Raw genomic sequence first — 22,116 nt, forward strand, 5'->3', positions numbered from 1 at the left:
CACCCGTTCGCCACTCGCCACCAGAGCAAGCTCCGTGCTGCCGTTCGACTTGCATGTGTAAGGCATGCCGCCAGCGTTCAATCTGAGCCAGGATCAAACTCTTCAGTTTAATCTCTGTTACTTTGCCCTTTTACAGGCACCATCATTGCTGATGGGTCGCTCACTCAAAAAACTGACAGGCCACTACTTTCGTAGCGCCTATTTCATTATTTCTTGTGAACATTTGATATTTTAAGTTAGACGCCAATCCGAAGATTGACGCTGCACTTACATCAAATGCCCACACTTATCGACTGTTAATTGTTAAAGAACTGTATTCGGTTACTGCTTTCGCGCTATCGACAAAGCGTTGTGTTTGTCAGCTGCGAAGAAGGAAGAGTATGAAGCATTTTGCTACGTCCGTCAACTCCTTCTTTTTTCTCACTTTACGCTGCATTTGCATGCGTCGTTCAGCGAGGGGGCGAATTATAGCCCTGCCCTGCGCACCCCGCAAGCGCTATTTTTCCACCCTCACCGCCCAGCAAGCATAGTCTTCACTTCAAGCGCCTTTTTGTGCAGCCTGTCGCAATCGGCTGGCGTAGTTCGTGGTCTTTAGGCACAGTGGCAACATCAGACTCTGACGCTACTCAACAAGGGGTTAAACTTGCCCGCTGCGTCGATTAACTCTTGTACTTGAAAGTGCCCTCATGCTTCCGATTTCCAGCCTGCCCCAATTGTTGAAAACCATCCTCGCTTGGTTGCAACGGGCATTCGACGCGACGACGACCTGGGTTACCCAACTGTCCTGGTGGAAATTCTTCCTGTTCGCTGCACTGGCACTGATCGCCGGCTCCATTTTGCAAGATGAGCTGTTCTCGTCCAGCCCGGACGAAGAAGTGGTCATCAAGTCGCATAAACGCAGCAGCAAGGGCTCGGGTGAAACCAATATCCTGATCGACGATACGGGCATTCACTTCAATCCCCGCAACAGCAAGAACCGCCGTAGCAGCTCGGCCGATCCAGCCGATGCGGCCGAGGCAGACGCACAAACCGGTGCCGTGCCGCCCGAACCGCCTGAACCACCGGCGGCCCCTGCCAAACCCAGCTATCCAGTAACGACGAATGCCTCGGGCGAAGAAGTCCATATTGAATTGCCGCCGCAAATCGGCGAAGAGTTGTCGAATGCTATTGAAGAAGCGGTCGATGATGCGGCAGAACAAAAAGTGTCGCGCTATCACCAGCAGGCATCGACCTGGTTCAAGAGCTTTGTGTCCTTGCTGGTATTGGCCCTGTTTGCCATGAAAGCCCTGGTTGGCGGCAAGAAACGTGCGGAAGCGGAAACTGTCACGGCAAACGAAGCAGCCGAGCGCGAATCCATGCAGCGCCAGCTCAGCGAAGCGAAGATGCAGATGATGCAGGCGCAAGTCGAGCCGCATTTCCTGTTCAACACACTGGCCTCCGTCGAACACCTGATCCAGGTCGATCCGCCGCGCGCGGCCAAGATGCAGCGCAGCCTGATCCAGTATCTGCGCGCCGTGCTGCCGCAAATGCGCGACAACGCCCTGATTACCAACCTGGGCCGTGAAGCGGATATGGTGCAAGCGTACTTGAACCTGCTGAAAATGCGCATGGAAGAACGCCTAACCGTCGATTTCCAGATTCCCGACGGCCTGCGCAGCGCCGCCTTCCCGCCCATGATGCTGCAATCGATGGTAGAGAATGCCATCAAACACGGCCTGGAAGTCAAACCGGAAGGCGGCACCCTGCGCATCGTGGCCGAAGTGGCGCACAGCAAGCTGCGCGTCACGGTGACCGATGACGGCCTCGGCTTTGGCGTAGTACCCAGCGATGGCACGGGACTCGGTTTGCCCACCATCCGCGAGCGCCTGAAGCTGCTGCATGGCGACCAGGGCAGCCTGACCATTACGCCAAATCAACCGTCCGGCGTATGCGCCGTGATCGAAGTGCCATATCAATTGTCCAAATAAGACAGAGTAGTTGATAAAAACGCTAAATCATTGAATAATCAATCTTCGCCCGTTCACACTTGAGACCTATGCCTACCGCTATTATTGCCGACGACGAAAGACTGATGCGCGACCAGCTGCGCCTGCGCCTGGGCCAAGCCTGGCCTGAACTGGAAATCATCGGCGAAGCCAAGAATGGCGACGAAGCGATCGAACTGGTGGAGCAACTCAAGCCGGACTTTGCTTTCCTCGATATCCGCATGCCGGGCAAGACAGGCATGGAAGCAGCGCAAGTGATTGGCGGCAAGACGCATATCGTCTTCGTCACGGCCTATGATACCCACGCCGTCGAAGCCTTCGAGCGGGGCGCCGTCGACTACGTGCTCAAGCCGCCCGAGCATGAGCGCTTGCTGGTCACGGTGGAGCGCCTGAAAACCCATTTGAACAAGCCGGCCCTGGACGTCAACAGCAGCGTCACGGCCATGCTGTCGCAACTGGCGGAAAAAATCACGGCCAAGCCCACGTATCTGCAATGGATACAGGCCAGCATCGGCCAGGACTTGCGCATGATCCCCGTGGAAGAGATTCTGTTCTTCCGTTCTGACGAGAAATACACCTGCGTGCAGACAGCCAAGTATGAGGCGCTGATCCGCAAGCCCGTGCGCGACCTGGCCGAAGAGCTCGATCCTTCGCTGTTCTGGCAAATCCACCGCGCCACACTGGTCAATGTGAATGCCATCGAAGGCGTGACGCGCGACATCCGCGGCCGCCACCTGGTGCTCATCAAAGGCAAGTCCGACAAGCTCGAAGTGAGCCGCAGCTTCCTGCACCTGTTCAAGCAAATGTAAGTCTCTCGCCGCCGCCCGGCCCAGGCCGGCGCGGCGCATCACTCCCTTCTTTCCCCGTCCTGCGCCACATCAAGCCGCGCCGTGCCAACAGGCATAGGCTAAAGTCCTGTCTGCCATTCCTGTCTTGCCTTCGTTCACGTTCGCAAGGAGAACCCCATGCCTGACCGAGGCAGTTCCACACTGCTGCGCATCCTGCCGCTGGGCATGGCGGCAGCGCTTTTGCTGTGCTTGTTTCCTCCCCTGAAAGCCCTCCGGCAACGGCAGGCGCGTGGCCAGGCCATCATCGATAGCGCCAGCGACGCCATCATCAGTATCGACAGCGGGCAAATCATCCTGCATGCGAACGCGGCGGCAGCCAGGTTGTTCGATGACACACCGGACGGCATGCGCGGCATGCGCCTGGGCCACTACATCCTGCGCGACTTGCGTACCCTTGACGGCCTGGGCAAGCACGATGGCGATCCGCCGTTTGGCGACATCAGCCAGGAGCTGCGCCTGACGGGCCGGCGTGCCACCGATTACACCTTGACAGGCCGGCGCAGCGATGGCGCCATGTTTCCCCTCGAAGGTTCGCTCTCGGCCATGCAGGAAGACGGCCATAGCGTGTTTACCATCATCGTGCGCGATATCAGTGCGCGCCAGCAAATGCATGAACAGCTGGCCCGCTCCTTTTCGCAACTGCGCGAATTGTCGAGCGCGCTGCAATCCATCCGCGAAGAGGAGCGCAAGCATATCGCACGCGAACTGCATGATGACCTGGGGCAGCTGCTGGCCACCTTGCGCGTCGACCTGACCCTGGTGCGCCAGCACACGGATACCACCGCATCCTTGCAAGCACTGCTGCACAGCATGGACGGCTTGCTGGTGACGGCCATCACCTCGCTGCGGCGCATCGCCAGCAACCTGCGTCCGCGCGCGCTCGATGAAGGGGGCTTATATTTTGCGCTACAAAAACTGCGGCACGACTTCCTGCTGCGCCGCGCCATCCATTTCGACTTGCTGGCCGACGAAGCCGACCTCGTGCTCGACGATGCGCGCAGCACGGCCATCTATCGCATCGTGCAGGAAGCGCTGACAAATATCGCGCGCCATGCCGAGGCCAGCCATATCACCATCGCTCTGCACCGCATCGACTCCTCGCTGGCCATCACCATCCAGGATGATGGCCGCGGCATTGCCGAACACGACCTGGAAAAAGCCACGGCCCTGGGCTTGCTGGGCATGCGCGAACGGGTGTGGGGCTTGAACGGCAGCATCCATATCGGCGCCGATAGCGAATTGGGCGGCACGCGCATCGACATCTCGCTGCCCATGCATGCGGAGGCGGCAGCAGCAGCGGCGATGCAATAAAAAAGGCGCCCGCAGGCGCCTTTCACTTCCTCACATCGAACGATGCTTAGAATTTGTGTGCCAGGCCGATCTGGTACGAAGTCAGCGATTTGACGCGCTCACGGCCAGCGTAAGCGTACACGTCGGTGCGCTTCGACAGGTGGTAGTCGTAGCCGACGCCGAATTCCTTGATGGTGTCCTGATCCTTGAACTTGTTGTTGCTTTGCTCTTGCTTGCCGTACGACACTTTGGCATCGCCGCCGCCAACCGTGTAGTTCAGGCCGATCAGGTAGGACTTGAATTCGCCGGTCGTGGCAACTTTGGTGTCGCCTTTCGAGTAGGCGGCCGTGATCTTGGCTGGGCCGAATTTATAGCCGCCACCGATGGACCACAGGTCAGGCTTGGCGGCCGTTGCCGTTGCTTGCACGGCTTTTTCGTAGCCGGCGTGCAAGCTGATCGGGCCATTGTCGTAGGTTGCCAGGCCGATCACGCCTGCGTCAGCGCTGTTGACTTCGCTCAGCACGTATTGCAGGCTGCCCACGAAACCTTCAAAGCTTGGGCTGTTGTAGGTCACGGCGTTGTTGACGCGCGATGTGCCGACGCCCGAACGCAGCAGGGTTTCATTGTTCTTGCCGACCACGCCGTAGGTGTTGAATGGATCGACGCGGGCGATGGTGCCATCGACCAGGTTCTTGGTGCGGCCCAGGATGGCGGTACCAAACGCGCCTTTCAAGCCCACGTAAGCTTGACGGTCGAACAACACGCCTTTTTGCGCGCCGGTATCGGCCAGGAATTCACTTTCCAGGTTGAAAATTGCGGACAGACCGCCACCCAGATCTTCCGTACCCTTGAAACCGAGGCGCGACGCATTGTTTTCGCGTTGTACCGTCGGCTGGCCAGTGGTCTTGGCAATACCGAGGTCAACCAGGCCGTACACGGTGACGTTCGATTGTGCTTGTGCCGTAGCTGCTGCGAAGGTGCCGATGATCAATGCTGCCAGAGTAATTTTTTTCACTTGAGATTCTCTACATTAGGTTGGACAAGAATGTTGCTGCTTAGCTGCTGAACCGAATCATGCCCACCAAATACTTCAACAATATGACATCGACAAGATGTTGTTTTTTGGCACAATGTCTTGTCAGATAAAAACAACAGGCGAAAAAAAACCGCCCGAGGGCGGCTTGTGGCGGCAGTCCGGCCTTACTTCAGGCGGCAGCTCAGCAGCCAGTAGTATTCCAGGCGCTTCATGCGGATTTCGCGGGCCGAATGGGCAAACTTCTTGCGCAGGTGGCTATCCGACGGGAAATTCTTCAGCACTTCATAGCGCTCGCCCCCATCCGTCGTGCGGAACTGGTGGGTATTGCCTTCCAGGTCGGTGCGCGCGATAACGGTGCTGCTGCCATCGACATAGGAATTGTCGATCAGTACCAGCAGGATGTCCTTGCCCAGCTTGCTGCGCAATTGCTTCAGGTATTTGTCCTGGTCTTCACGCTTGACGTGCGACCACCAGAAACCGGCAAACACGGCCGTGAACTTGCCCAGCAAGTCGTCCGGCAAGTTGAACGCATCGAGCTTGGCGAAGGTGACGTTGTCGGGCAAACCGCGCGCCTGGGCCAGCGCCAGCATTTCATCGTTGATATCGGTGGCCAGGACGGACTCGGCCGACTCGGCGACCACCTCCGTCCAATAGCCGGTACCGCAAGCCAGTTCCAGCACGGTGTGGCCTTCCAGCACGTCGGCGACCTTGTCGCGCAACACTTCCAGGTCTTCCTGGCGTTCGGGCTTGTCATAGACGCGCTCGTACTGCTGCGCGATGGTGGCGTAATATTTGGCAAGCTGATCGGTAATCATTATTTCTTCTCTTCTTAAATAATCTTGGCCAGGCACCTCGCCCGGCCGACTTCATGCATTGTTATAGTTCGTAGTGCTCTTTATCACCGCTCATCGCTTGCTCGATGAGCTTGCGGTTCAGGGTCGGCGTCAGCAACTCGATAAAGGTATAAATATAGCTGCGCAAATACGCGCCTTGCTTGACAGCCACGCGCGACACATTCATGCCGAACAGGTGGCCGACAGGGATGGCGCGCAAGCCTTTGTCGCGCTCGGCATCGAAGGCCATACCCGCTATGATACCAATCCCCATGCCCAACTCGACATAAGTCTTGATCACGTCCGCATCGATGGCTTCGAGCAAGATGTCAGGCTTCAGGCCGCGCAGCACGAAAGCGTGGTCGATCTTGTTGCGTCCGGCAAACGCGCTGTCATAGGTAATCAGGGGGAAGGCGGCGATTTCTTCCAGGGTCACGGACTTCGATTTGAGCAGCGGATGGTCGACCGGCACCACCACCACGTGCTCCCACTGATAGCAGGGCAAGGTGATCAAGCCATCGATAGCGGCGATCGATTCCGTGGCGATGGCCAGGTCGGCCTGGTCGCGCTGCACCATTTCGGCGATCTGACGCGGGTTACCTTGCAGCAAAGACAATCTTACCTTCGGAAACTTCAACATGAAGGCTTGCACCACCTTCGGCAAGGTGTAGCGCGCCTGCGTATGCGTGGTGGCAATGGTAAAGCTGCCGCTGTCCTGCGCCGCGAATTCCTTGCCGATGCGCTTCATGCTGTCGATTTCCTGCATGATCAGCTCGACGGACTCCAGCACCAGGCGGCCCGGCTCCGTCAAGCCGCGGATGCGCTTGCCGTGGCGCGTAAAAATATCCACGCCCAGCTCTTCCTCCAGCTCGATGATGGCTTTCGATACGCCCGGTTGCGACGTAAACAAGGCCTTGGCGGCGTCCGTCAGGTTGTAATTCTGCCGGACCGCTTCGCGCACGAAGCGCAATTGATGGAGATTCATTGCTGGTTTGCCCTAGATTGCCGTGATTTGCCGAGTTTCCGCCCCACCCATGATTTTACGTTCATGCATATACGCATATCGCATATAAGCAAATGCGTACTTAGTAGTTTGGAATAAACACTAAGTTTATTACTATTGCGGGTACTTTGGGGGTGCAAGCATGACTTTGTCTTATATAGTCTCAGGATTTGCCGTAGGATTACTCGTAGGAATGACCGGCGTGGGCGGCGGTTCGCTGATGACGCCGCTGTTAACCTTGCTGTTTGGCGTGCCGCCTTCCGTGGCGGTGGGCACCGACCTGGCGTTCGCCTCGATCACCAAGAGCGCCGGCACCCTGACGCACCGCCTGCGCGGCACCATCCGCTGGGATATCGTCAAGCGCCTGTGCATCGGCGCCCTGCCCGCCGCCGTCATCGCGACCCTGGCGCTGAAATCGTTCGGCACCCTGTCGCCGGAAATCGGCCAGATCATCCGTTACTCGATCGCCGGCTCCGTGCTGCTGACCGTCGTGGCGCTGATTTTCAAGGGCCGCATGCTGGCCTGGATCAATGCACACCCCGAGAAACAATTGCAAGGTAACAAGCTTGCCGCTGCGACCATTATTTCCGGCGCCGTGCTGGGCGTGCTGGTCACGGTGTCGTCGATCGGCGCCGGCGCCATCGGCGCGACCCTGCTGGTGATGCTGTATCCACGCATGAGCTCAGCCGAAGTGGCGGGCACCGATATCGCCTACGCCGTGCCCCTGACGGCCATCGCCGCCCTGGGCCACTGGTGGCTCGGCTCCATCCACTGGGAATTGCTGGCCTCCTTGCTGGTCGGCTCCCTGCCCGGCATCACGCTCGGTTCCTGGGTCGCCCGCTCCGTGCCGGAAAAGTTTTTACGAGTGCTGCTGGCGATGACCTTGACCGGCGTGGCAGTGAAGCTAATCTATTAATTACCGAACAAGTGACAAGAGCAGTATCAAGAACATAATCCCAGGCAATCTTCCAGCACCCCGGCTTTTTTAGGAATTGATATGTACCACTACGATCAGTACGACCACCTCATCATCAAAGAACGCATCGCCCAGTACCGAGACCAGGTTGCGCGCCGTATCGCCAATGAGCTGACGGAAGAGGAGTTCATTCCGCTCCGCCTGCAAAACGGCCTGTACATGCAACGCCACGCCTACATGCTGCGCATCGCCGTGCCGTACGGCTTGCTGTCGTCGAAGCAGATGCGCATGTTCGCGCACATCGCGCGCAAGTATGACCGCGGCTATGGCCACTTCACGACGCGCCAGAATATCCAGTTCAACTGGATCGAGCTGGAGCAAACCCCCGATATCCTGACGGACCTGGCATCGGTGGAAATGCACGCGATCCAGACTTCCGGCAACTGTATCCGTAATACAACATCGGACCCGTTCGCCGGCGTCGCCGCCGATGAAATCATCGATCCGCGCCCGTACGCGGAAGTGTTGCGCCAATGGAGTACCTTCCACCCCGAGTTCATCGCCCTGCCGCGTAAATTCAAGGTCGCCATCAATGGCGCCGAAGAAGACCGTGCCGCCATCGCCGTGCACGATATCGGCTTGACGGCCGTGCGCAACGAAGCTGGCGAAGTGGGCTTCAAGGTGATGGCCGGCGGCGGCATGGGCCGCACGCCGATCCTGGGCAGCGTCGTGCGCGAATTCTTGCCGTGGCAGCACTTGCTGACGTATATCCAGGCCATCATGCGCGTGTACAACCTGCACGGCCGCCGCGACAACAAATACAAGGCGCGCATCAAGATCCTGTTGAAAGCCATCGGCGTGGAAGAATTCACGCGCCAGGTGGAAGCAGAGTGGGTCGACTTGAAAGATGGTCCGGAAACCTTGACGGCCGAGGAAATGCAGCGCGTGGCGGACTTCTTCAATCCACCCGCCTACCTTGCCCTGCCGGAACTCGACTACAAGGCGGAGCACGCGGACAACAAGGCGTATGTGAACTGGCTGGCGCGCAACGTCAAGCCGCACCAGCGTCTCGGCTACGTGGCCGTGGTACTGTCGCTGAAGAAAACGGGGGTGCCGCCAGGCGATGCGACGGCCGAGCAGATCGACTTCGTGGCGGATCTGGCCGACCGCTACAGCTTTGGCGAACTGCGCGTGACCCACGAGCAAAACCTGGTGCTGGCCGACGTGGAGCAGTCGAAACTGTTCAAACTGTGGCAGGAAGCCAAGGCGCATGGCTTGGCCACGCCGAACATCGGCTTGCTGACGGACATGATCTGCTGCCCCGGCGGCGACTTCTGCTCGCTGGCCAACGCCAAGTCGCTGCCGATCGCGGCCGCCATTGCCGAACGCTTCGACAGCATCGACTTCCAGCACGACATCGGCGAGATCGAACTGAATATTTCCGGCTGCATCAATGCCTGCGGCCATCATCACGTGGGCAGCATCGGCATCCTCGGCGTCGACAAGGATGGCAGCGAATGGTATCAAGTGTCGATTGGCGGCGCGCAGGGCAACAACGCGGCCATCGGCAAGATCATCGGACCATCGTTCTCTTCCCTGCAGATGCCTGAAGTCATCGGCCGCCTGCTGCACGTCTATGTGCGCGACCGACACGAAGGCGAGCGCTTCGTCGATACGGCCCAGCGCCTGGGCGTGGCGCCGTTCAAGGAACACGTATATGCAACGCCGATCACGGTCGGCAACCTGGTGGGAGAGGACGAATATGTTTGAGGTACGCGAAGAAATCATCAAGAACGCCGCCGTGGTGCCAAATACCTGGGGCTTGCTGCGCCTCGATGAAAACGACACGCCGGAAACGGTCGTCGTGCCTGCAGGCAAGGTCATCGTGCCCCTGCTCGTATGGCAAGCCCAGCGCGAGACCCTGGCCGCCCGCCTGCCCGATATCGGCGTATGGCTGGCCAGCGACGAGCGCCCGGAAGAACTGGCGGCCGACGTGGCGCAACTGCCCGTGATCGGCGTGGACTTCCCGAAATTCACGGATGGCCGCGGCTATTCGATCGCCTTCAACCTGCGCGCCCGTCTGGGTTTCCAGGGTGAGTTGCGCGCCATCGGCGACGTGCTGCGCGATCAGCTGTTTTCCATGCACAGGGTAGGCTTTGACGCTTATGCCACCCGGCCCGACCGCAGCATCCACGACGCCCTGAAAGGTTTGTCGGTCTTTTCGGAAACCTACCAGGCCTCGTGGGATCAAAAATCACCGCTGTTCCGCCGCCACCAGCGCGAAGGCCAGAATCCTGACCTCGACAACGCGGCCGGCATCTGAGGGCCCATCATGAGCAATTTGACTTCTTTGATTGACGCCACCGAGCAAACGCTGACACGCATCGCCGCGGATTTTTCGCCGGCCGTGTTCGCGTCCAGCCTGGCAGCCGAAGACATGGTGCTGACCGACATGATTCTCAAGGCGAAGCTGCCCATCGGCATCTTTTCCCTGGAAACGGGCCGGCTGCACCAGGAAACCCTGGCCGTGCTCGACAAGGTCAAGACCCGTTACGACCACGACATCACCTTGTACCGCCCGCAGCCGGAAGCGGTGGCTGCCTACGTGGAACAGAACGGCCTGAACGCCTTTTATAACAGCGTCGAGATGCGCCGCGAATGCTGCCGCATCCGCAAGGTCGAACCGCTGGGGCGCGCGCTGGCCGGAAACAAGGCCTGGGTGACGGGACAACGCCGTGCGCAGTCCACCACGCGCGCCGAATTGCACGTGCAGGAAGACGACGCGGCGCACGCGATGACGAAATTCAATCCGCTGGCCGACTGGTCGGAAGAAGACGTGTGGGCATACATCCGCGCCAATGACGTGCCCTACAACGCGCTGCACGACCAGGGCTACCCGTCGATCGGCTGCGAACCCTGTACGCGGGCCGTCCAGCCGGGCGAAGATGTGCGCGCCGGACGCTGGTGGTGGGAAAACCCGGACTCCAAGGAATGCGGCCTGCACATGGTGGATGGCAAATTGATACGCATCAAATCCGTGGCAGCCTGAACAGACACAACAGACTCAGCAGAATAAGAAAGCACCCATATGAGCAATATTTTGAACCAGCGTCACCTCGACAGCCTTGAATCGGAAGCCATCCACATCATGCGTGAAGTGGCGGCCGAATCGGCCAGTCCTGCGCTGCTGTTTTCCGGTGGCAAGGATTCCGTCGTCCTCTTGCGTTTGGCTGAAAAAGCCTTCCGCCCGGGCAAGTTCCCATTTCCCCTCGTGCATATCGACACGGGCCACAACTTCCCGGAAGTCATTACTTTCCGTGATAAAAAGGTGGCGGAACTGGGCGAACGCCTGATCGTCGGCTCCGTGGAAGACTCGATCAAGCGCGGCACCGTGCGTCTGCGCAACCCGGCCACGGATTCGCGCAATGCGGCGCAAGCCGTGACCTTGCTGGAAACCATTGCCGAACACGGCTTTGACGCCTGCATCGGCGGCGCCCGCCGCGATGAAGAAAAGGCCCGCGCCAAGGAACGCATCTTCTCGTTCCGCGACGAATTCGGCGCCTGGGACCCGAAAGCCCAGCGTCCGGAACTGTGGGACCTGTATAACACCCGCGTGCATCCCGGTGAAAACATGCGCGTGTTTCCCATCTCGAACTGGACGGAGCTGGACGTGTGGCAATACATCGCCCGCGAGCAACTGGAACTGCCGCCGATCTACTTCGCGCACGAACGCCAGGTGATCCCGCGCAACGGCTTACTGGTGCCGCTGACGGATCTGACGCCGCCACGCGAAGGCGAAACGGTGGAAACGCAAGTCGTGCGCTTCCGCACGGTGGGCGATATCTCGTGCACCTGCCCTGTCTCCTCCGATGCGGCGACGGTCGACGCCATCATCGCCGAAACGGCAATCACGCAAATCACGGAACGGGGGGCCACCCGCATGGATGACCAGACTTCCGAAGCCTCGATGGAAAAACGCAAGAAAGCAGGGTATTTCTAATGAACGCAGCAATCCAGAACACCAACCTCACCGACAGCCTGGAGCGCGGCATGTTGCGCTTCATCACGGCCGGTTCCGTCGATGACGGCAAGAGCACCCTGATCGGCCGTTTGCTGTTCGACAGCAAGGGCATCTTCGCCGACCAGCTCGACGCCATGTCGCGCTCCAAGCACAAGCGCACGGTGGGCGACACGGTCGACCTGTCCCTGCTGACGGACGGCCTGGAAGCGGAACGCGAGCAAGGCATCACCATCGACGTGGCCTACCGTTACTTTGCTACGCCGAAACGCAAATTCATCATCGCCGACACCCCGGGCCACGAACAATACACGCGCAACATGGTCACGGGCGCTTCCACCGCCGATGCCGTCATCATCCTGATCGACGTGTCGAAGGTAAAACTGGGCGACGATGGCAGCGTGGAATTGTTGATCCAGACCAAGCGTCATTCGACCATCGCGCACTTGCTGCAGATCGAGCACGTGGTCGTGGCCGTCAACAAGATGGACCTCGTCGACTACGATGAAACGGTGTACAAGCGCATCGTGGCCGCCTACCGCGAATTTGCCCAGTCGCTGGGTTTGAAGGACATCACGCCGATTCCCCTGTCGGCACTCACTGGCGACAACGTCGTCGAACGTGGCGACAAGCTGGGCTGGTACACGGGCCCGACCCTGATCGAGCTGCTCGAATCGCTGTCCGTCTACGATGAATCGCACGACACGCCATTCCGCTTCCCGGTGCAGCTGGTGGCGCGCCACAATGGCCACGAAGCGAACGACTTCCGCGGCTACATGGGCCGCATCGAAGCGGGCAAGGTCAGCATCGGCGACACCCTGGTGGTGCAGCCATCGGGCCAGACGGCAACCGTCAAGGATATCGTCACCCTGGACGGTTCGCTGCCAACGGCCGTGGTAGGCCAGTCCGTGACCCTGCTGCTCAATGAATACCTCGATATCTCGCGCGGCGACTTGCTGGCAAGCAGCGAGCGTCCTGCCACCCTGCTGAAACAGGTGGTGGCCGACGTGTGCTGGCTGTCGGAAGACGCGCTGGATCTGCGCCGCAAGTACTGGATCAAGCACGGCACAAAGCAGACGGCAGCCAAGGTGACGGCGATCGAATCGATCCTCGACATCAATACGCAGCAGCGCCATCCGGCCGAAAGCTTGAAGCTCAACGATATCGCCCGCATCAGCCTGAATGTGCAACAGGCGCTGGCGGCCGACGCGTATGCCGATATCCGCGCCACCGGTGCCTTCATCCTGATCGATGAAGTCACCCACCAGACGGTCGCGGCCGGCATGGTTCGACTCTAACTCCACAGCGTCCAGGAAAGGCAGCCACATGAACAGCTCCCCATCTCTCCCCGGCAAGGTCTACCTGGTCGGCGCCGGCCCCGGCGCGCAAGACCTGATGACCTTGCGCGGCGCGCGCCTGCTGGCGCAAGCGGACGTCGTGCTGCACGACGCGCTGGTCACCGAGGAGATGCTGGAGCTGTGCCCGCAGGCGAAGAAAATCCTCGTAGGCAAGCGCTGCGGCCAGTTGTCGACGGCACAGGCCTTCATCAACAAGCAACTGGTCGACCATGCGCGCAAGCACGCCGTCGTCGTGCGCCTGAAAGGGGGCGACCCCATGCTGTTCGGGCGCGCCGACGAGGAATTGCGCGCGCTGGAAGAGGCGGGCATCGCGGTGGAAGTGGTGCCCGGCATTACCACGGCACTGGCGGCAGCGGCCGCCACACAGCAGCCGCTGACCAAGCGGGGCGTGTCGCGCAGCGTGGCCTTTTTCACGTCCAGCACGGCGCCGGGCGAACCGGACCAGACGCGCATTCCCGACTGCGACACCCTGGTGCAATACATGGGCGGCCGTGAAGCCATCGCCACGGCACAGCGCCTGCTGGCGCAGGGCCGCCGTGCCGACACCCCGGTGGTGGTGATTGAAAACTGCAGCCGCCCGGACCAGCGCATCGTGCGCCTTCCGCTGAGCGCCCTGGCGCATGGCCTGGGCGATACCCACGGCCCCGTGCTGGTGATGCTGGGCGACGCCATGGCCGCGCGCGCGCACCAGAGCACCGAAGAAGCCGCCGCCATGCTGGCCCGCCATGCTTGAATAAACACACCGTATTTTACCGACTTTAAAGTCAGTAATCGACGTCTTCAGAGGAAACATGATACGATGCGGACGCATCTTTTCTCGAGAAGTTGTTGTGTGATAGCAATAAATTCACGCTTCGCCCCGCCATAGCGCTTGCCATGCGGTCTCCCGGCTGACGGAACCACTGGCAACCTCCCCGAAAAAAGCTGCGCCCGCAGGCTGCAATACCGCGCCGCGCAACTTTAGCCTTACGACCACACATGAATTTCACCTCCATGCGCGAAGCCCTGACTTCGCTCAGCCGCAGCAATGTCGGCGTCGCCAGCGCTGTGCTGTTAAGCATGCTCGCCTCCATCGCCCTGTGGACGGTGTTCCCGAATATCGACGACGAAAACCATTTGCTGGAATGGCTGCAAGCGCTGTTCCTGGCCCTGGCTTGCACCGTGCACGGCGTGCGCGCCTGGCAAGAGACTGACCGCCAGTCGCTGCGCTTTCTCATGCATGCAGGCTTGTGTGCCCTGCTGTTCGGCTTCCTGCTGCGCGAACTCGATATCGACCAGTTCGGCACGGCGCCCGTCTGGGCCCAGCTGGAAAAAGCCCTGCGCGTGCTGGAATTGCTGATCCTGATACGCATCCTGATCTTTTTCGCGCCGCGCGCCGGCAAGGTGTTTGCCCATGCCGGCCTGATTTTCAGCATGCGCATCACCATCCTGACGGCCATCGGCGGCTTGCTGATGGTCGCCGGCTGGCCCTTCGACAAGAAGGTCTTCCATGGCATGCCGGACGCCTACGCGCTGCTGGGCGAGGAAGTCTTCGAACTGGGCGCCTATCTGCTGCTGTTCCTCGCTTCGCTGTCCGACAGTTCGGCCGCCGCCCGCATCAGCCTGGCGCCAAAGAAGAAATCGGCTTAACCGCCTTCAAATGAAGATGGCAGCGGCAGCAGCCGCTGCAAGGTCGCGGCCACGCGCAGCAGGCGCGGGTCGTCATCCTCGGCCTCGTCGCAGGTATCGTTGATACAGAAAAACGGCAAGCTGCCAAAACGCGCCGCCAGCTCTTCAAGCTGCTGCGGCGCCGCCACATCGCCGCTGGCGATATGCAGCGGGTCAAGCATGCGCGACCGCGCAATCCCCTGATGCACCATCCAGCGCGGCACCAGGTCGGGCAGCAACGCCGGCACCTGCCACGAGCGAAACACCGTCGCGCGCACGCCGGCAAACATGGCCGGCGCCAGCCCTTCCAGTGCATGCAGCGCGCTTTTCAGCATGGGCCGCGGCGCGTGCGCATACAGGCGCGGTTCATGCTGGTAAGCTGCATACTGCGCCGACAGCCATTGCCGCGACAAGGTGGCGCAATTGACAGGCGCCGCCACGTCGGCGCGCAAGCCCTGCATGTCTTCGTGCAGCGCACTCTCCGTGAAAACACTCAAACGCCCGTCCCCTTCCTCCCCAAACCAGAATGCGGGCTCGAACGGCGCGCCAAAAAATACGTCGTCGTTCAGATACAGGAAGCGCTCGGACAGGCCCGGAATATGGTGCAGATACGATTCGATATGGCCGGAGTCGAACACGGGCAAGGCGGCAGCGGGCATCAGGCTCGCATGGTCGATCACCGTCAGGCGCGGTGAGGCGCGCAGCCACTCCGGCACTTGCCGGTCCGTCAGCAGGTAGATATGGCCGTGGCCGGGGAAGAAGCGCTCGAGCGCGCGCAGGTTGTAGCGCAGCTCGCCGTTGTCGCGGTAGCGCCCCGCCACGTTGCCGTGCAGGGCCAGCTGGCCGGGATGCGCCCGCGCCCAGGCGGCATACGCGTGCTGCCAGCGCGCGCGCCAAGCGGGATCGGTGCCGTCGACCCACAGGTAGACGATGTCGATGCCGCTCAAGGGAGAGTGCTGGAGCCTGGCGCCGCCACGCAGTAATCGGCGATGGCGGCGAGCACGCTGGCGTTCTCGCCGACCGCCTCGACCACCTTCAGGCGCAGTGCCGGATGCCGCTGGCGCAATTCTTCCAGCAATAGCGGCAAGTCGCGCAGCACATGCCCGCCCTGCCCCAGGAACACGGGCACCACGGTGACGTCCAGAATGGCGCCGGCCGGCAGCTTGGCCAGCAGGCTTTGCACCAGCTCGGGCAGGCGTGGCGTCATCAGTTCAAGGAAAGCCAGGTGCACGCCGGTGCCGGGCATGCGCGCCTGGGTCAGGTCGCGCAGGCGCTCGAAGGGCGCGGCCCACGATGCGGCGCGCGCGCCATGGGCAAACAGGATCAGCGCCTGTTCCGCGTTCGTCTCCATCAGTGCCGCTCCACCCACCACAGGGCGCCCAGCGCCAGCAGCAGATACAGCGCGCTCGGCGCCACCGCCGTCAGGAAGGCCGGCCAGGTGCTGAGCAGCCCCAGATGCGAGAACAGGGTGTTGACCAGCATGAAGCTCACGCCGATCATGATGCCGATGAAAATCTTCAGGCTGATGCCGCCGCTGCGCGTATGCATGTAGGCGAACGGCAGCGCCAGCGCCATCAACACGAAAATGGCCAGCGGATCGATCAGCTTTTTCCAGAAGGCAATGCGGAAACGCTCGGTTTCCTGCTTGTTCTCGGCCAGGTGGCGCGTGTACACGGCCAGTTCGCTGGCCGACATGCGCTCGGGATCGGAAGCCGACACCGTCAGGATCTTCGGCGTCACTTCCGACGTCATGTCCTTGCTGGCGCTTTGCACCGTATGCACCAGGCTCGTTTCCTGTCCATAATAGTTCGACAGCTTCGGCTCGAAGCCGGGCGACGTGGCCGCGCTGTTCGAGAACGAGGTTTCCGTCACATCGGTCAGGCGCCAGATATTATTGCCCCGATACGTCGCGCCCTTGGCCACGGTCAGGGTGCGCAAACGCATATCGGTGTCGAATTCATACAGCTTGACGTTTTTCAGCTGGCCGTCCGGACGCGCTTCGCCGACATTGAAAAAGCGCGAACCGGTGACGGTGCCCGTCAGGCCATCGCTCTTGACCATGTCCTTGGTCCACAGGCCCGAGCGAAACTCGCTGGACACGGCCGCGCCGCGCGAGGTCAGCTTGAGGCGTTCGGCCAGCGGTTCCGTGCGCGGCGTGATCAACTCGCCGAAGATGAAGGTGATGACGACGAAGACGATACCGATGCGGAACAGGAAACCGGCCGCCATCGCCGTCGACATGCTCGATGCGCGCATGATGGTAAATTCGGAACTGGCGGCAAACTGCGCCATCGTGTAGATCGTGCCGATCAGCGCCGCGATCGGCATCACCTCGTACACGTGCCCCGGCACCAGCACCAGCACGTACAGGAAGGCATACTGGATGGTGTAGCCGTTGCGGCCCACCTTGGGCAGCTCGCCCGTCAGGTCGATGAAGGCTTGCAGTGCCAGGAAGGCCAGCAGCACGAACAGCACCGCCTGGAATATCGAGACCGCAAAATAGCGCTGTAAAATCTTCATTTCGATGCCGCTTTACTTGTATTGCCGGCGCGGCGCGCGCGCTTGAAAGCCGCCAGCAGGACCAGCGGATGATAGCGGTGGTTCACATTCAGGCGCCACGCAAACAGCGCCACCACGGCCAGCGCCGCCAGCAGGTGCAGCGGCCACCAGGCCAGGCCAAAGGTCAGGCGGCCCTGCTTCACGCTCGCTTCGATGACCTTGATCAGGTTGCTGTACGTAAAGAAAATCAGCAGGGCGATGATCAGGTTGGTCGAACTGCCGGCACGCGGATTGACAAAGCCCAGCGGAATGGCCAGCAGGATCAGCATCAGGCCGATCAGTGGCGCGCTGACCCGCCACAGCAATTCGGCCATGGTATACGGATTCGGATCGGCGATGAGCGCCATGGTGCTCATGGCGCGCACGCCCAGTTCCGCGCCCAGTTCCTGCTGCTTGCTCTCGATGCGCATGATGTACTGTTCGAACTCCATGGTCTGGAAGTCCGCCTGCGTCGGCACGCCCTGGTAGCGGCGGCCGCTCTTGAGCACCAGGAAGCGTTCACCCTTGGCGTCGGTATTGATCACGCCTTCCTTGGCGACGACGACGACGGCGCTGCCTTTTTCATCGACGGTATTGACGAAGACGTTTTGCACCACCGTCTTCTCGCCGCTGACGCCCTCGACGAAGAAGATGCGGTTGCTGCCGGCCGATTCGCGGAACTGGCCCGGCGTGACTTTCTGCAGGTCTTCGCGCTTTTCAAAGCGCGCCACATATTCATCGCTTTTCTTTTGCGCCCACGGCGTGGCGTACAGGCTCAGGATGCCGGTGGCCAGCACCAGCGGCAGGCCGAAGCTGAGCACCGGCCAGATCCAGCGCGACAGGCTCAGGCCGGAGGCGAACCACACCACCATCTCCGACTCCTTGTAGCTGCGGGTGACGACCATCAGCACCGAAATGAATCCGGTGAGGATGATGATGGTGGGCAGCTGCATCAGGGCGGAAAAGACCATCAGCGACATGACGTCGGACGACGCAATCTTGCCGCCCGCCGCCTTGCCGAGAATACCGATCAGCATCCAGGTGAGCAGGATGCTGAACAAAACTGTGAAGGTGGCCCCGGCGGCACTAGCCAATTCACGTCGAAGGGCGCGTTGAAAGATCATTCGGAGTTTATAATTCGGATCGGTTAGTTGAGTAACACGTTACTAGTAAATGAAAACGGAGAACCAAATGGACTTTAGCATAAAAGCATTCGATACCAAGAGCACCCTCGGCACGGCCAAAAGCGGATGCATCGCGGTTGCGGTATTCGAAAACAAAAAACTGTCGCCAGCGGCAAAATCGCTGGACAGCAAGGGTGCAATTTCGGCTGCGCTGAAGTCCGGCGACATCAGCGGCAAGCCTGGCAGCACCTTGCTGCTGCGCGCAGTCGATGGCGTCGCCGCCGAACGTGTTCTGCTGGTAGGCATGGGCAGCGATGACACTGTCAGCGAAAAAAGCTTCACGACCGGCGTACAAGCCGCACTGAAGGCCTTCGGCTCGCTGGGCGCTGCGGACGCCATTATCGCATTACCGCTGGCTGAAGTGAAAGAGCGCGACGTAAATTGGGCAATCCGTTGCGTGGTGCAAGCCGCACATGACAGCCAATACCGCTGCGACTCGCAAAAAAGCAAAAAAGATCCGGCGCCAGCAGGCGTGCGCAAGATCGTCCTGGCTGCTCCTGCAACGGCCGCCACGCGCGGCGCGCTGGCGCAAGCCATCGCCATCGCCAACGGTTCCGACCTGACGCGCAACCTGGGCGACCTGCCGGCAAACATCGCCAATCCGACCTACCTGGCCAACACGGCCAAGCAGCTGGCCAAGGATTACAAGTTCGAAGTCGAAGTGCTGGACCGCAAACAGCTCGAAGCGCTGAAAATGGGCAGCTTCCTGTCCGTCACCAACGGCAGCGAGCAGCCGCCGAAGTTCATCGTCCTGAAACACATGGGCGGCAAGGCCAAGGATGCGCCAGTCGTCCTGGTCGGCAAGGGTATCACCTTCGACACGGGCGGCATTTCGATCAAGGCCGGTCCTGGCATGGATGAAATGAAGTACGACATGTGCGGCGCCGCCTCCGTCCTGGGCACCTTCCGCGCCATCGGCGAAATGAACCTGAAGCTGAACGTCATCGGCATCATCGCCGCGTGCGAAAACATGCCGTCGGGCCGTGCCACCAAGCCGGGCGACATCGTCACTTCCATGAACGGCCTGACCATCGAAGTGCTGAACACGGACGCCGAAGGCCGTCTGGTGCTGTGCGACGCGCTGACCTACGCCGAACGCTTCAAGCCGGCAGCCGTGGTCGATATCGCCACCCTGACGGGCGCTTGCGTCGTGGCCCTGGGCCACCACAACAGCGGCCTGTTTACGCGCAGCGATGCGGCGCATGACCAGCTGGCCAATGAATTGCTGGCAGCGGGCAAACAGTCGAGCGACACGGCATGGCGCATGCCGATCGAAGAGGCGTACAACGAGCAGCTGAAGTCGAACTTCGCCGACCTGGCCAACATCGGCACGCCAGGCGGCGGTTCGGTGACGGCAGCGGCCTTCCTGGAAAACTTCACCAAGAAGTACACCTGGGCACATCTGGACATCGCCGGCACGGCATGGAAATCGGGCGGCGCAAAAGGCGCGACCGGCCGTCCGGTGCCTTTGCTCACCACGTTCCTGATCAACCGCGTGTAAGTTGACGCCTGCCGGTAGCGCGCCCTGCGCTATCGGCGTCGCGAAGCAGCCGCCACGGTCACTGACCCTGGCGGCTTTTTTATGTGTATTTGAATCAGTAGACGACGGGATTGGGCAAGGGCGACGGCGCCACCTTCGGCTGCACCACCGTTTCCGGCACGGCGGCCGGCTGCGGCTTCGCGGCGACGGGCGCGGGCGGCGGCGCCAGGCGCGCGGGGTCCTGCATGACGATGGTCAAAATGGATGGGTAGTCAAAGCCGGCGCCCGTGTTGCGGTCGACGAAATAGCCGACACCCAGGGTCAGGATGACATTGCCCCAGACGCTGCCATTGAGCTTGGGGTCGATGTGGTCGTCCGTCGCGATGGCGGGCGAACCGTGCTTGCGGCAGTCGACCTTCAACGGTTCCTGGCTCTTGCGGATGGTGATGCGCCCTGGCGTGGTGACGAACCACTTGCCCACGTCGTTGCTGAGGATGCAGCCGGCGCCCGTCAGTTCGCGGTTGTCCTGGATGGTTTGCACCAGCACCATCTGTTCGGTGTTGCCAGTCAGGGTGGCGCAGCCGCCCAGGCCAAACAGCAGCAGCGTCCTGGCGGCAAGGGCGGCAGACGATGGCACGCGCATGGGAAGCTCGCTTAACGGACGGGAATCGGCTGGTCGCCGGGCACGGCGACGGCGGTGACGCTGTTTTTCGGACTGCCGTCGATCAGGCGGTCGGAATACACGAGGTAGACCAGCGCATTGCGCTTGCTGTCGACCATGCGCACGACGCGCACATGCTTGAAGAAGATCGAGGCTCGCTCGGTAAACACTTCTTCCTGGCGTGGCAGCTTGCCCTTGAATTGCAGCGGCCCCACCTGGCGGCACGCCACGGCCGCATCGGCCTTGTCTTCGGCCAGGCCGACGGCGCCCTTGATGCCGCCCGTCTTGGCGCGCGACAGATAACAGCTGACGCCGGCGACGCGCGGGTCGTCATACGCTTCGACGACGATCTTGTGGTCAGGGCCGATCAGTTTGAACACCGTGTCGACCGAACCGATGGTTTCGGCGTGCGCCGCGGCGCAGGCAAAGCCCAGCACCAGAGCGGCAGGCAGCAATTTACGCATGAAGAGTATCCCGGGCACGCACGCAGGCGGCCATCAGTTGATGGGAGCGAAACGCTGGACCATGACGCCTTCGACTTCGATCAGTTGAAAGAACACGTCCTTCGGCCGGGTCCAGATGGAACCGTCGGCGGCGCGATAGACGATCATCGGCGTCAGATCCGCTTCCAGCGTGGCTTCGCACACCAGTTCGTAAATGCCGCCCTTGTAGTGCCGATAACGCATCGCCGTCCCCTCAAGCCGTTGAATCTTCGCTCTTGTCGTCGGCCAGCGCCTTCTGCTTCTGCTTCAGGCCCTGGATCACTTTCAGTATGCCTTCCATGCCGGCCGCGCCATCGGCGCCGCTGAAGGCGTCGAGCACTTCATTGAGCACCTTGTTGCGCACGGTCGCTTCATCGGAAGACATTTCCAGCGCGCGCTGGGCTTTCGCCGCCTTTTCGGCAGCGCTCACGCGCGGCTTGGCAGCCGTCTTGCCATGCGTCAGAGCAGCCTGCCAGATAACCCAGCGGCGCTGGGTCTCGAAAATCAGGTACTCATCCGGTTTGTCTTCTCTTCGCCGCACAATGTGGCCGTCACGCTGCGCCCACGCTTCAAATGCAGTTCGCATTTTCTTCCTTTGCAAATGCTACGCGCAAGTCTCACTATTAAAACTGCAACATTTCAAAATAGTACCATCTATTGATGTCGCAAAACAGTCTCATAGATATAGTACTGCAATTTATATAACAAGTCTGGCGGCGCCAGGGACGGAATTGACACTCCGTCCCCGGCACAGTGGTCATGTAATCGGAATAGCAATTACAACTAATTACAACTGCTTCCTGTCTGGTTGCCAACTTGGCCGTAACAAAGCTGTGT

23 protein-coding genes and 1 rRNA gene are annotated in these 22,116 nt (G+C 60.6%); 12 read left to right on the forward strand and 12 right to left on the reverse strand.

Annotated features, from left to right (window positions below; translation table 11 throughout):
• Nucleotides 1-109: ribosomal RNA gene (locus CSQ91_RS19330) — 16S ribosomal RNA — on the reverse strand; the annotation flags it as partial.
• Between the two features lie 577 nt (nt 110-686).
• Between CSQ91_RS19330 and CSQ91_RS19335 the strand changes: the two genes are divergently transcribed.
• The 3 genes from CSQ91_RS19335 (at nt 687) to CSQ91_RS19345 (ending at nt 4,144) form a co-directional block, all read left to right on the forward strand.
• Nucleotides 687-1,967: a sensor histidine kinase gene (locus CSQ91_RS19335; protein WP_099389330.1), complete on the forward strand. Its 1,281-nt coding sequence runs from the start codon at nt 687-689 to the stop codon at nt 1,965-1,967.
• Nucleotides 1,968-2,035: 68 nt separating this feature from the next.
• Entirely contained in the window at nt 2,036-2,794 is a 759-nt protein-coding gene (locus CSQ91_RS19340) for a LytR/AlgR family response regulator transcription factor (RefSeq protein WP_034782231.1), read from the forward strand.
• 156 nt (nt 2,795-2,950) lie between these two features.
• Entirely contained in the window at nt 2,951-4,144 is a 1,194-nt protein-coding gene (locus tag CSQ91_RS19345) for a PAS domain-containing sensor histidine kinase (RefSeq protein WP_099389331.1), read from the forward strand.
• A gap of 46 nt (nt 4,145-4,190) precedes the next feature.
• Here the strand turns inward: CSQ91_RS19345 and CSQ91_RS19350 are convergent, their stop codons facing one another.
• The 3 genes from CSQ91_RS19350 to CSQ91_RS19360 form a co-directional block, all read right to left on the reverse strand.
• Complete coding sequence (locus CSQ91_RS19350; protein WP_052140115.1) at nt 4,191-5,138, reverse strand: porin; 948 nt, start codon at nt 5,136-5,138, stop codon at nt 4,191-4,193.
• 185 nt (nt 5,139-5,323) lie between these two features.
• Complete coding sequence (locus tag CSQ91_RS19355; protein ID WP_034782226.1) at nt 5,324-5,974, reverse strand: class I SAM-dependent methyltransferase; 651 nt, start codon at nt 5,972-5,974, stop codon at nt 5,324-5,326.
• A gap of 61 nt (nt 5,975-6,035) precedes the next feature.
• Nucleotides 6,036-6,977: a CysB family HTH-type transcriptional regulator gene (locus CSQ91_RS19360; protein WP_034751505.1), complete on the reverse strand. Its 942-nt coding sequence runs from the start codon at nt 6,975-6,977 to the stop codon at nt 6,036-6,038.
• A 160-nt stretch (nt 6,978-7,137) separates the two neighbouring features.
• Between CSQ91_RS19360 and CSQ91_RS19365 the strand changes: the two genes are divergently transcribed.
• The 8 genes from CSQ91_RS19365 to CSQ91_RS19400 all read left to right on the forward strand — a co-directional run bounded on the left by CSQ91_RS19365 (nt 7,138) and on the right by CSQ91_RS19400 (nt 14,916).
• Nucleotides 7,138-7,911 (forward strand): sulfite exporter TauE/SafE family protein, encoded by a 774-nt coding sequence (locus CSQ91_RS19365; RefSeq protein ID WP_034782225.1) that lies wholly within the window; start codon nt 7,138-7,140, stop codon nt 7,909-7,911.
• A gap of 81 nt (nt 7,912-7,992) precedes the next feature.
• Nucleotides 7,993-9,681, forward strand: coding sequence for a nitrite/sulfite reductase (locus CSQ91_RS19370; RefSeq protein ID WP_099389332.1), 1,689 nt, complete (start codon nt 7,993-7,995; stop codon nt 9,679-9,681).
• Nucleotides 9,674-10,234: a DUF934 domain-containing protein gene (locus tag CSQ91_RS19375; RefSeq protein ID WP_034782220.1), complete on the forward strand. Its 561-nt coding sequence runs from the start codon at nt 9,674-9,676 to the stop codon at nt 10,232-10,234. The genes CSQ91_RS19370 and CSQ91_RS19375 overlap by 8 nt, the downstream gene beginning before the upstream one ends.
• A gap of 9 nt (nt 10,235-10,243) precedes the next feature.
• Nucleotides 10,244-10,960, forward strand: a complete 717-nt coding sequence (locus CSQ91_RS19380) for a phosphoadenylyl-sulfate reductase (protein WP_070282804.1) — start codon at nt 10,244-10,246, stop codon at nt 10,958-10,960.
• A 39-nt stretch (nt 10,961-10,999) separates the two neighbouring features.
• Nucleotides 11,000-11,911, forward strand: coding sequence for a sulfate adenylyltransferase subunit CysD (gene cysD, locus CSQ91_RS19385; RefSeq protein ID WP_099389333.1), 912 nt, complete (start codon nt 11,000-11,002; stop codon nt 11,909-11,911).
• Complete coding sequence (locus CSQ91_RS19390) at nt 11,911-13,227, forward strand: sulfate adenylyltransferase subunit 1 (protein WP_099389334.1); 1,317 nt, start codon at nt 11,911-11,913, stop codon at nt 13,225-13,227. The genes cysD and CSQ91_RS19390 overlap by 1 nt, the downstream gene beginning before the upstream one ends.
• Before the next feature lie 28 nt (nt 13,228-13,255).
• Nucleotides 13,256-14,020, forward strand: a complete 765-nt coding sequence (gene cobA / locus CSQ91_RS19395) for a uroporphyrinogen-III C-methyltransferase (RefSeq protein ID WP_099389335.1) — start codon at nt 13,256-13,258, stop codon at nt 14,018-14,020.
• 245 nt (nt 14,021-14,265) lie between these two features.
• A complete protein-coding gene (locus tag CSQ91_RS19400) occupies nt 14,266-14,916 on the forward strand; it encodes a hypothetical protein (protein WP_099389336.1) in 651 nt (216 codons plus the stop codon).
• Here the strand turns inward: CSQ91_RS19400 and CSQ91_RS19405 are convergent.
• The 4 genes from CSQ91_RS19405 to lptF are packed head-to-tail and all read right to left on the reverse strand — an operon-like array spanning nt 14,913 to nt 18,596.
• Nucleotides 14,913-15,881, reverse strand: coding sequence for a Stealth CR1 domain-containing protein (locus CSQ91_RS19405; protein ID WP_099389337.1), 969 nt, complete (start codon nt 15,879-15,881; stop codon nt 14,913-14,915). The two genes, CSQ91_RS19400 and CSQ91_RS19405, sit on opposite strands and share 4 nt — an antisense overlap.
• Entirely contained in the window at nt 15,878-16,285 is a 408-nt protein-coding gene (locus tag CSQ91_RS19410) for a sirohydrochlorin chelatase (RefSeq protein WP_034782209.1), read from the reverse strand. Before CSQ91_RS19410 ends, CSQ91_RS19405 begins: the two co-directional genes overlap by 4 nt.
• Nucleotides 16,285-17,454: an LPS export ABC transporter permease LptG gene (lptG, locus tag CSQ91_RS19415; RefSeq protein ID WP_034782207.1), complete on the reverse strand. Its 1,170-nt coding sequence runs from the start codon at nt 17,452-17,454 to the stop codon at nt 16,285-16,287. Before lptG ends, CSQ91_RS19410 begins: the two co-directional genes overlap by 1 nt.
• A complete protein-coding gene (lptF, locus tag CSQ91_RS19420; protein ID WP_034782206.1) occupies nt 17,451-18,596 on the reverse strand; it encodes an LPS export ABC transporter permease LptF in 1,146 nt (381 codons plus the stop codon). The genes lptG and lptF overlap by 4 nt, the downstream gene beginning before the upstream one ends.
• 67 nt (nt 18,597-18,663) lie before the next feature.
• On the opposite strand from lptF, the gene CSQ91_RS19425 reads away from it, so the two are divergent.
• Nucleotides 18,664-20,157 (forward strand): leucyl aminopeptidase, encoded by a 1,494-nt coding sequence (locus tag CSQ91_RS19425; protein WP_034782204.1) that lies wholly within the window; start codon nt 18,664-18,666, stop codon nt 20,155-20,157.
• Nucleotides 20,158-20,251: 94 nt separating this feature from the next.
• Here the strand turns inward: CSQ91_RS19425 and CSQ91_RS19430 are convergent, their stop codons facing one another.
• Genes CSQ91_RS19430 through CSQ91_RS19445 form a run of 4 tightly spaced genes read right to left on the reverse strand, consistent with a single transcriptional unit; the run spans nt 20,252 to nt 21,865 of the window.
• Complete coding sequence (locus CSQ91_RS19430) at nt 20,252-20,779, reverse strand: hypothetical protein (RefSeq protein ID WP_070282795.1); 528 nt, start codon at nt 20,777-20,779, stop codon at nt 20,252-20,254.
• A gap of 11 nt (nt 20,780-20,790) precedes the next feature.
• Nucleotides 20,791-21,261, reverse strand: a complete 471-nt coding sequence (locus CSQ91_RS19435; RefSeq protein WP_058049645.1) for a CreA family protein — start codon at nt 21,259-21,261, stop codon at nt 20,791-20,793.
• A 33-nt stretch (nt 21,262-21,294) separates the two neighbouring features.
• A complete protein-coding gene (locus CSQ91_RS19440; RefSeq protein ID WP_034782199.1) occupies nt 21,295-21,483 on the reverse strand; it encodes a DUF1653 domain-containing protein in 189 nt (62 codons plus the stop codon).
• A 10-nt stretch (nt 21,484-21,493) separates the two neighbouring features.
• The gene (locus CSQ91_RS19445) at nt 21,494-21,865 is read right to left on the reverse strand and encodes a hypothetical protein (protein ID WP_034751548.1); all 372 of its coding nucleotides are present in this window, start codon (nt 21,863-21,865) and stop codon (nt 21,494-21,496) included.
• Nucleotides 21,866-22,116: the final 251 nt, after the last annotated feature.

It is taken from the genome of Janthinobacterium sp. BJB301 (assembly GCF_002735685.1).
Taxonomy (GTDB): Bacteria; Pseudomonadota; Gammaproteobacteria; order Burkholderiales; family Burkholderiaceae_D; genus Janthinobacterium; species Janthinobacterium lividum.

Excerpts from the sequence above, each read along its gene's own strand:
- CSQ91_RS19335 (WP_099389330.1), top strand. The coding sequence starts at position 687 with ATGCTTCCGATTTCCAGCCTGCCCCAATTGTTGAAAACCATCCTCGCT.
- cysD (WP_099389333.1), top strand. The coding sequence starts at position 11,000 with ATGAGCAATATTTTGAACCAGCGTCACCTCGACAGCCTTGAATCGGAA.
- CSQ91_RS19375 (WP_034782220.1), top strand. The coding sequence starts at position 9,674 with ATGTTTGAGGTACGCGAAGAAATCATCAAGAACGCCGCCGTGGTGCCA.
- CSQ91_RS19340 (WP_034782231.1), top strand. The coding sequence starts at position 2,036 with ATGCCTACCGCTATTATTGCCGACGACGAAAGACTGATGCGCGACCAG.
- CSQ91_RS19400 (WP_099389336.1), top strand. The coding sequence starts at position 14,266 with ATGAATTTCACCTCCATGCGCGAAGCCCTGACTTCGCTCAGCCGCAGC.
- CSQ91_RS19355 (WP_034782226.1), bottom strand. The coding sequence starts at position 5,974 with ATGATTACCGATCAGCTTGCCAAATATTACGCCACCATCGCGCAGCAG.
- lptF (WP_034782206.1), bottom strand. The coding sequence starts at position 18,596 with ATGATCTTTCAACGCGCCCTTCGACGTGAATTGGCTAGTGCCGCCGGG.
- CSQ91_RS19425 (WP_034782204.1), top strand. The coding sequence starts at position 18,664 with ATGGACTTTAGCATAAAAGCATTCGATACCAAGAGCACCCTCGGCACG.
- CSQ91_RS19445 (WP_034751548.1), bottom strand. The coding sequence starts at position 21,865 with ATGCGAACTGCATTTGAAGCGTGGGCGCAGCGTGACGGCCACATTGTG.
- CSQ91_RS19435 (WP_058049645.1), bottom strand. The coding sequence starts at position 21,261 with ATGCGTAAATTGCTGCCTGCCGCTCTGGTGCTGGGCTTTGCCTGCGCC.
- CSQ91_RS19365 (WP_034782225.1), top strand. The coding sequence starts at position 7,138 with ATGACTTTGTCTTATATAGTCTCAGGATTTGCCGTAGGATTACTCGTA.
- CSQ91_RS19390 (WP_099389334.1), top strand. The coding sequence starts at position 11,911 with ATGAACGCAGCAATCCAGAACACCAACCTCACCGACAGCCTGGAGCGC.
- CSQ91_RS19360 (WP_034751505.1), bottom strand. The coding sequence starts at position 6,977 with ATGAATCTCCATCAATTGCGCTTCGTGCGCGAAGCGGTCCGGCAGAAT.
- CSQ91_RS19345 (WP_099389331.1), top strand. The coding sequence starts at position 2,951 with ATGCCTGACCGAGGCAGTTCCACACTGCTGCGCATCCTGCCGCTGGGC.
- cobA (WP_099389335.1), top strand. The coding sequence starts at position 13,256 with ATGAACAGCTCCCCATCTCTCCCCGGCAAGGTCTACCTGGTCGGCGCC.
- lptG (WP_034782207.1), bottom strand. The coding sequence starts at position 17,454 with ATGAAGATTTTACAGCGCTATTTTGCGGTCTCGATATTCCAGGCGGTG.
- CSQ91_RS19380 (WP_070282804.1), top strand. The coding sequence starts at position 10,244 with ATGAGCAATTTGACTTCTTTGATTGACGCCACCGAGCAAACGCTGACA.
- CSQ91_RS19410 (WP_034782209.1), bottom strand. The coding sequence starts at position 16,285 with ATGGAGACGAACGCGGAACAGGCGCTGATCCTGTTTGCCCATGGCGCG.
- CSQ91_RS19370 (WP_099389332.1), top strand. The coding sequence starts at position 7,993 with ATGTACCACTACGATCAGTACGACCACCTCATCATCAAAGAACGCATC.
- CSQ91_RS19440 (WP_034782199.1), bottom strand. The coding sequence starts at position 21,483 with ATGCGTTATCGGCACTACAAGGGCGGCATTTACGAACTGGTGTGCGAA.
- CSQ91_RS19430 (WP_070282795.1), bottom strand. The coding sequence starts at position 20,779 with ATGCGCGTGCCATCGTCTGCCGCCCTTGCCGCCAGGACGCTGCTGCTG.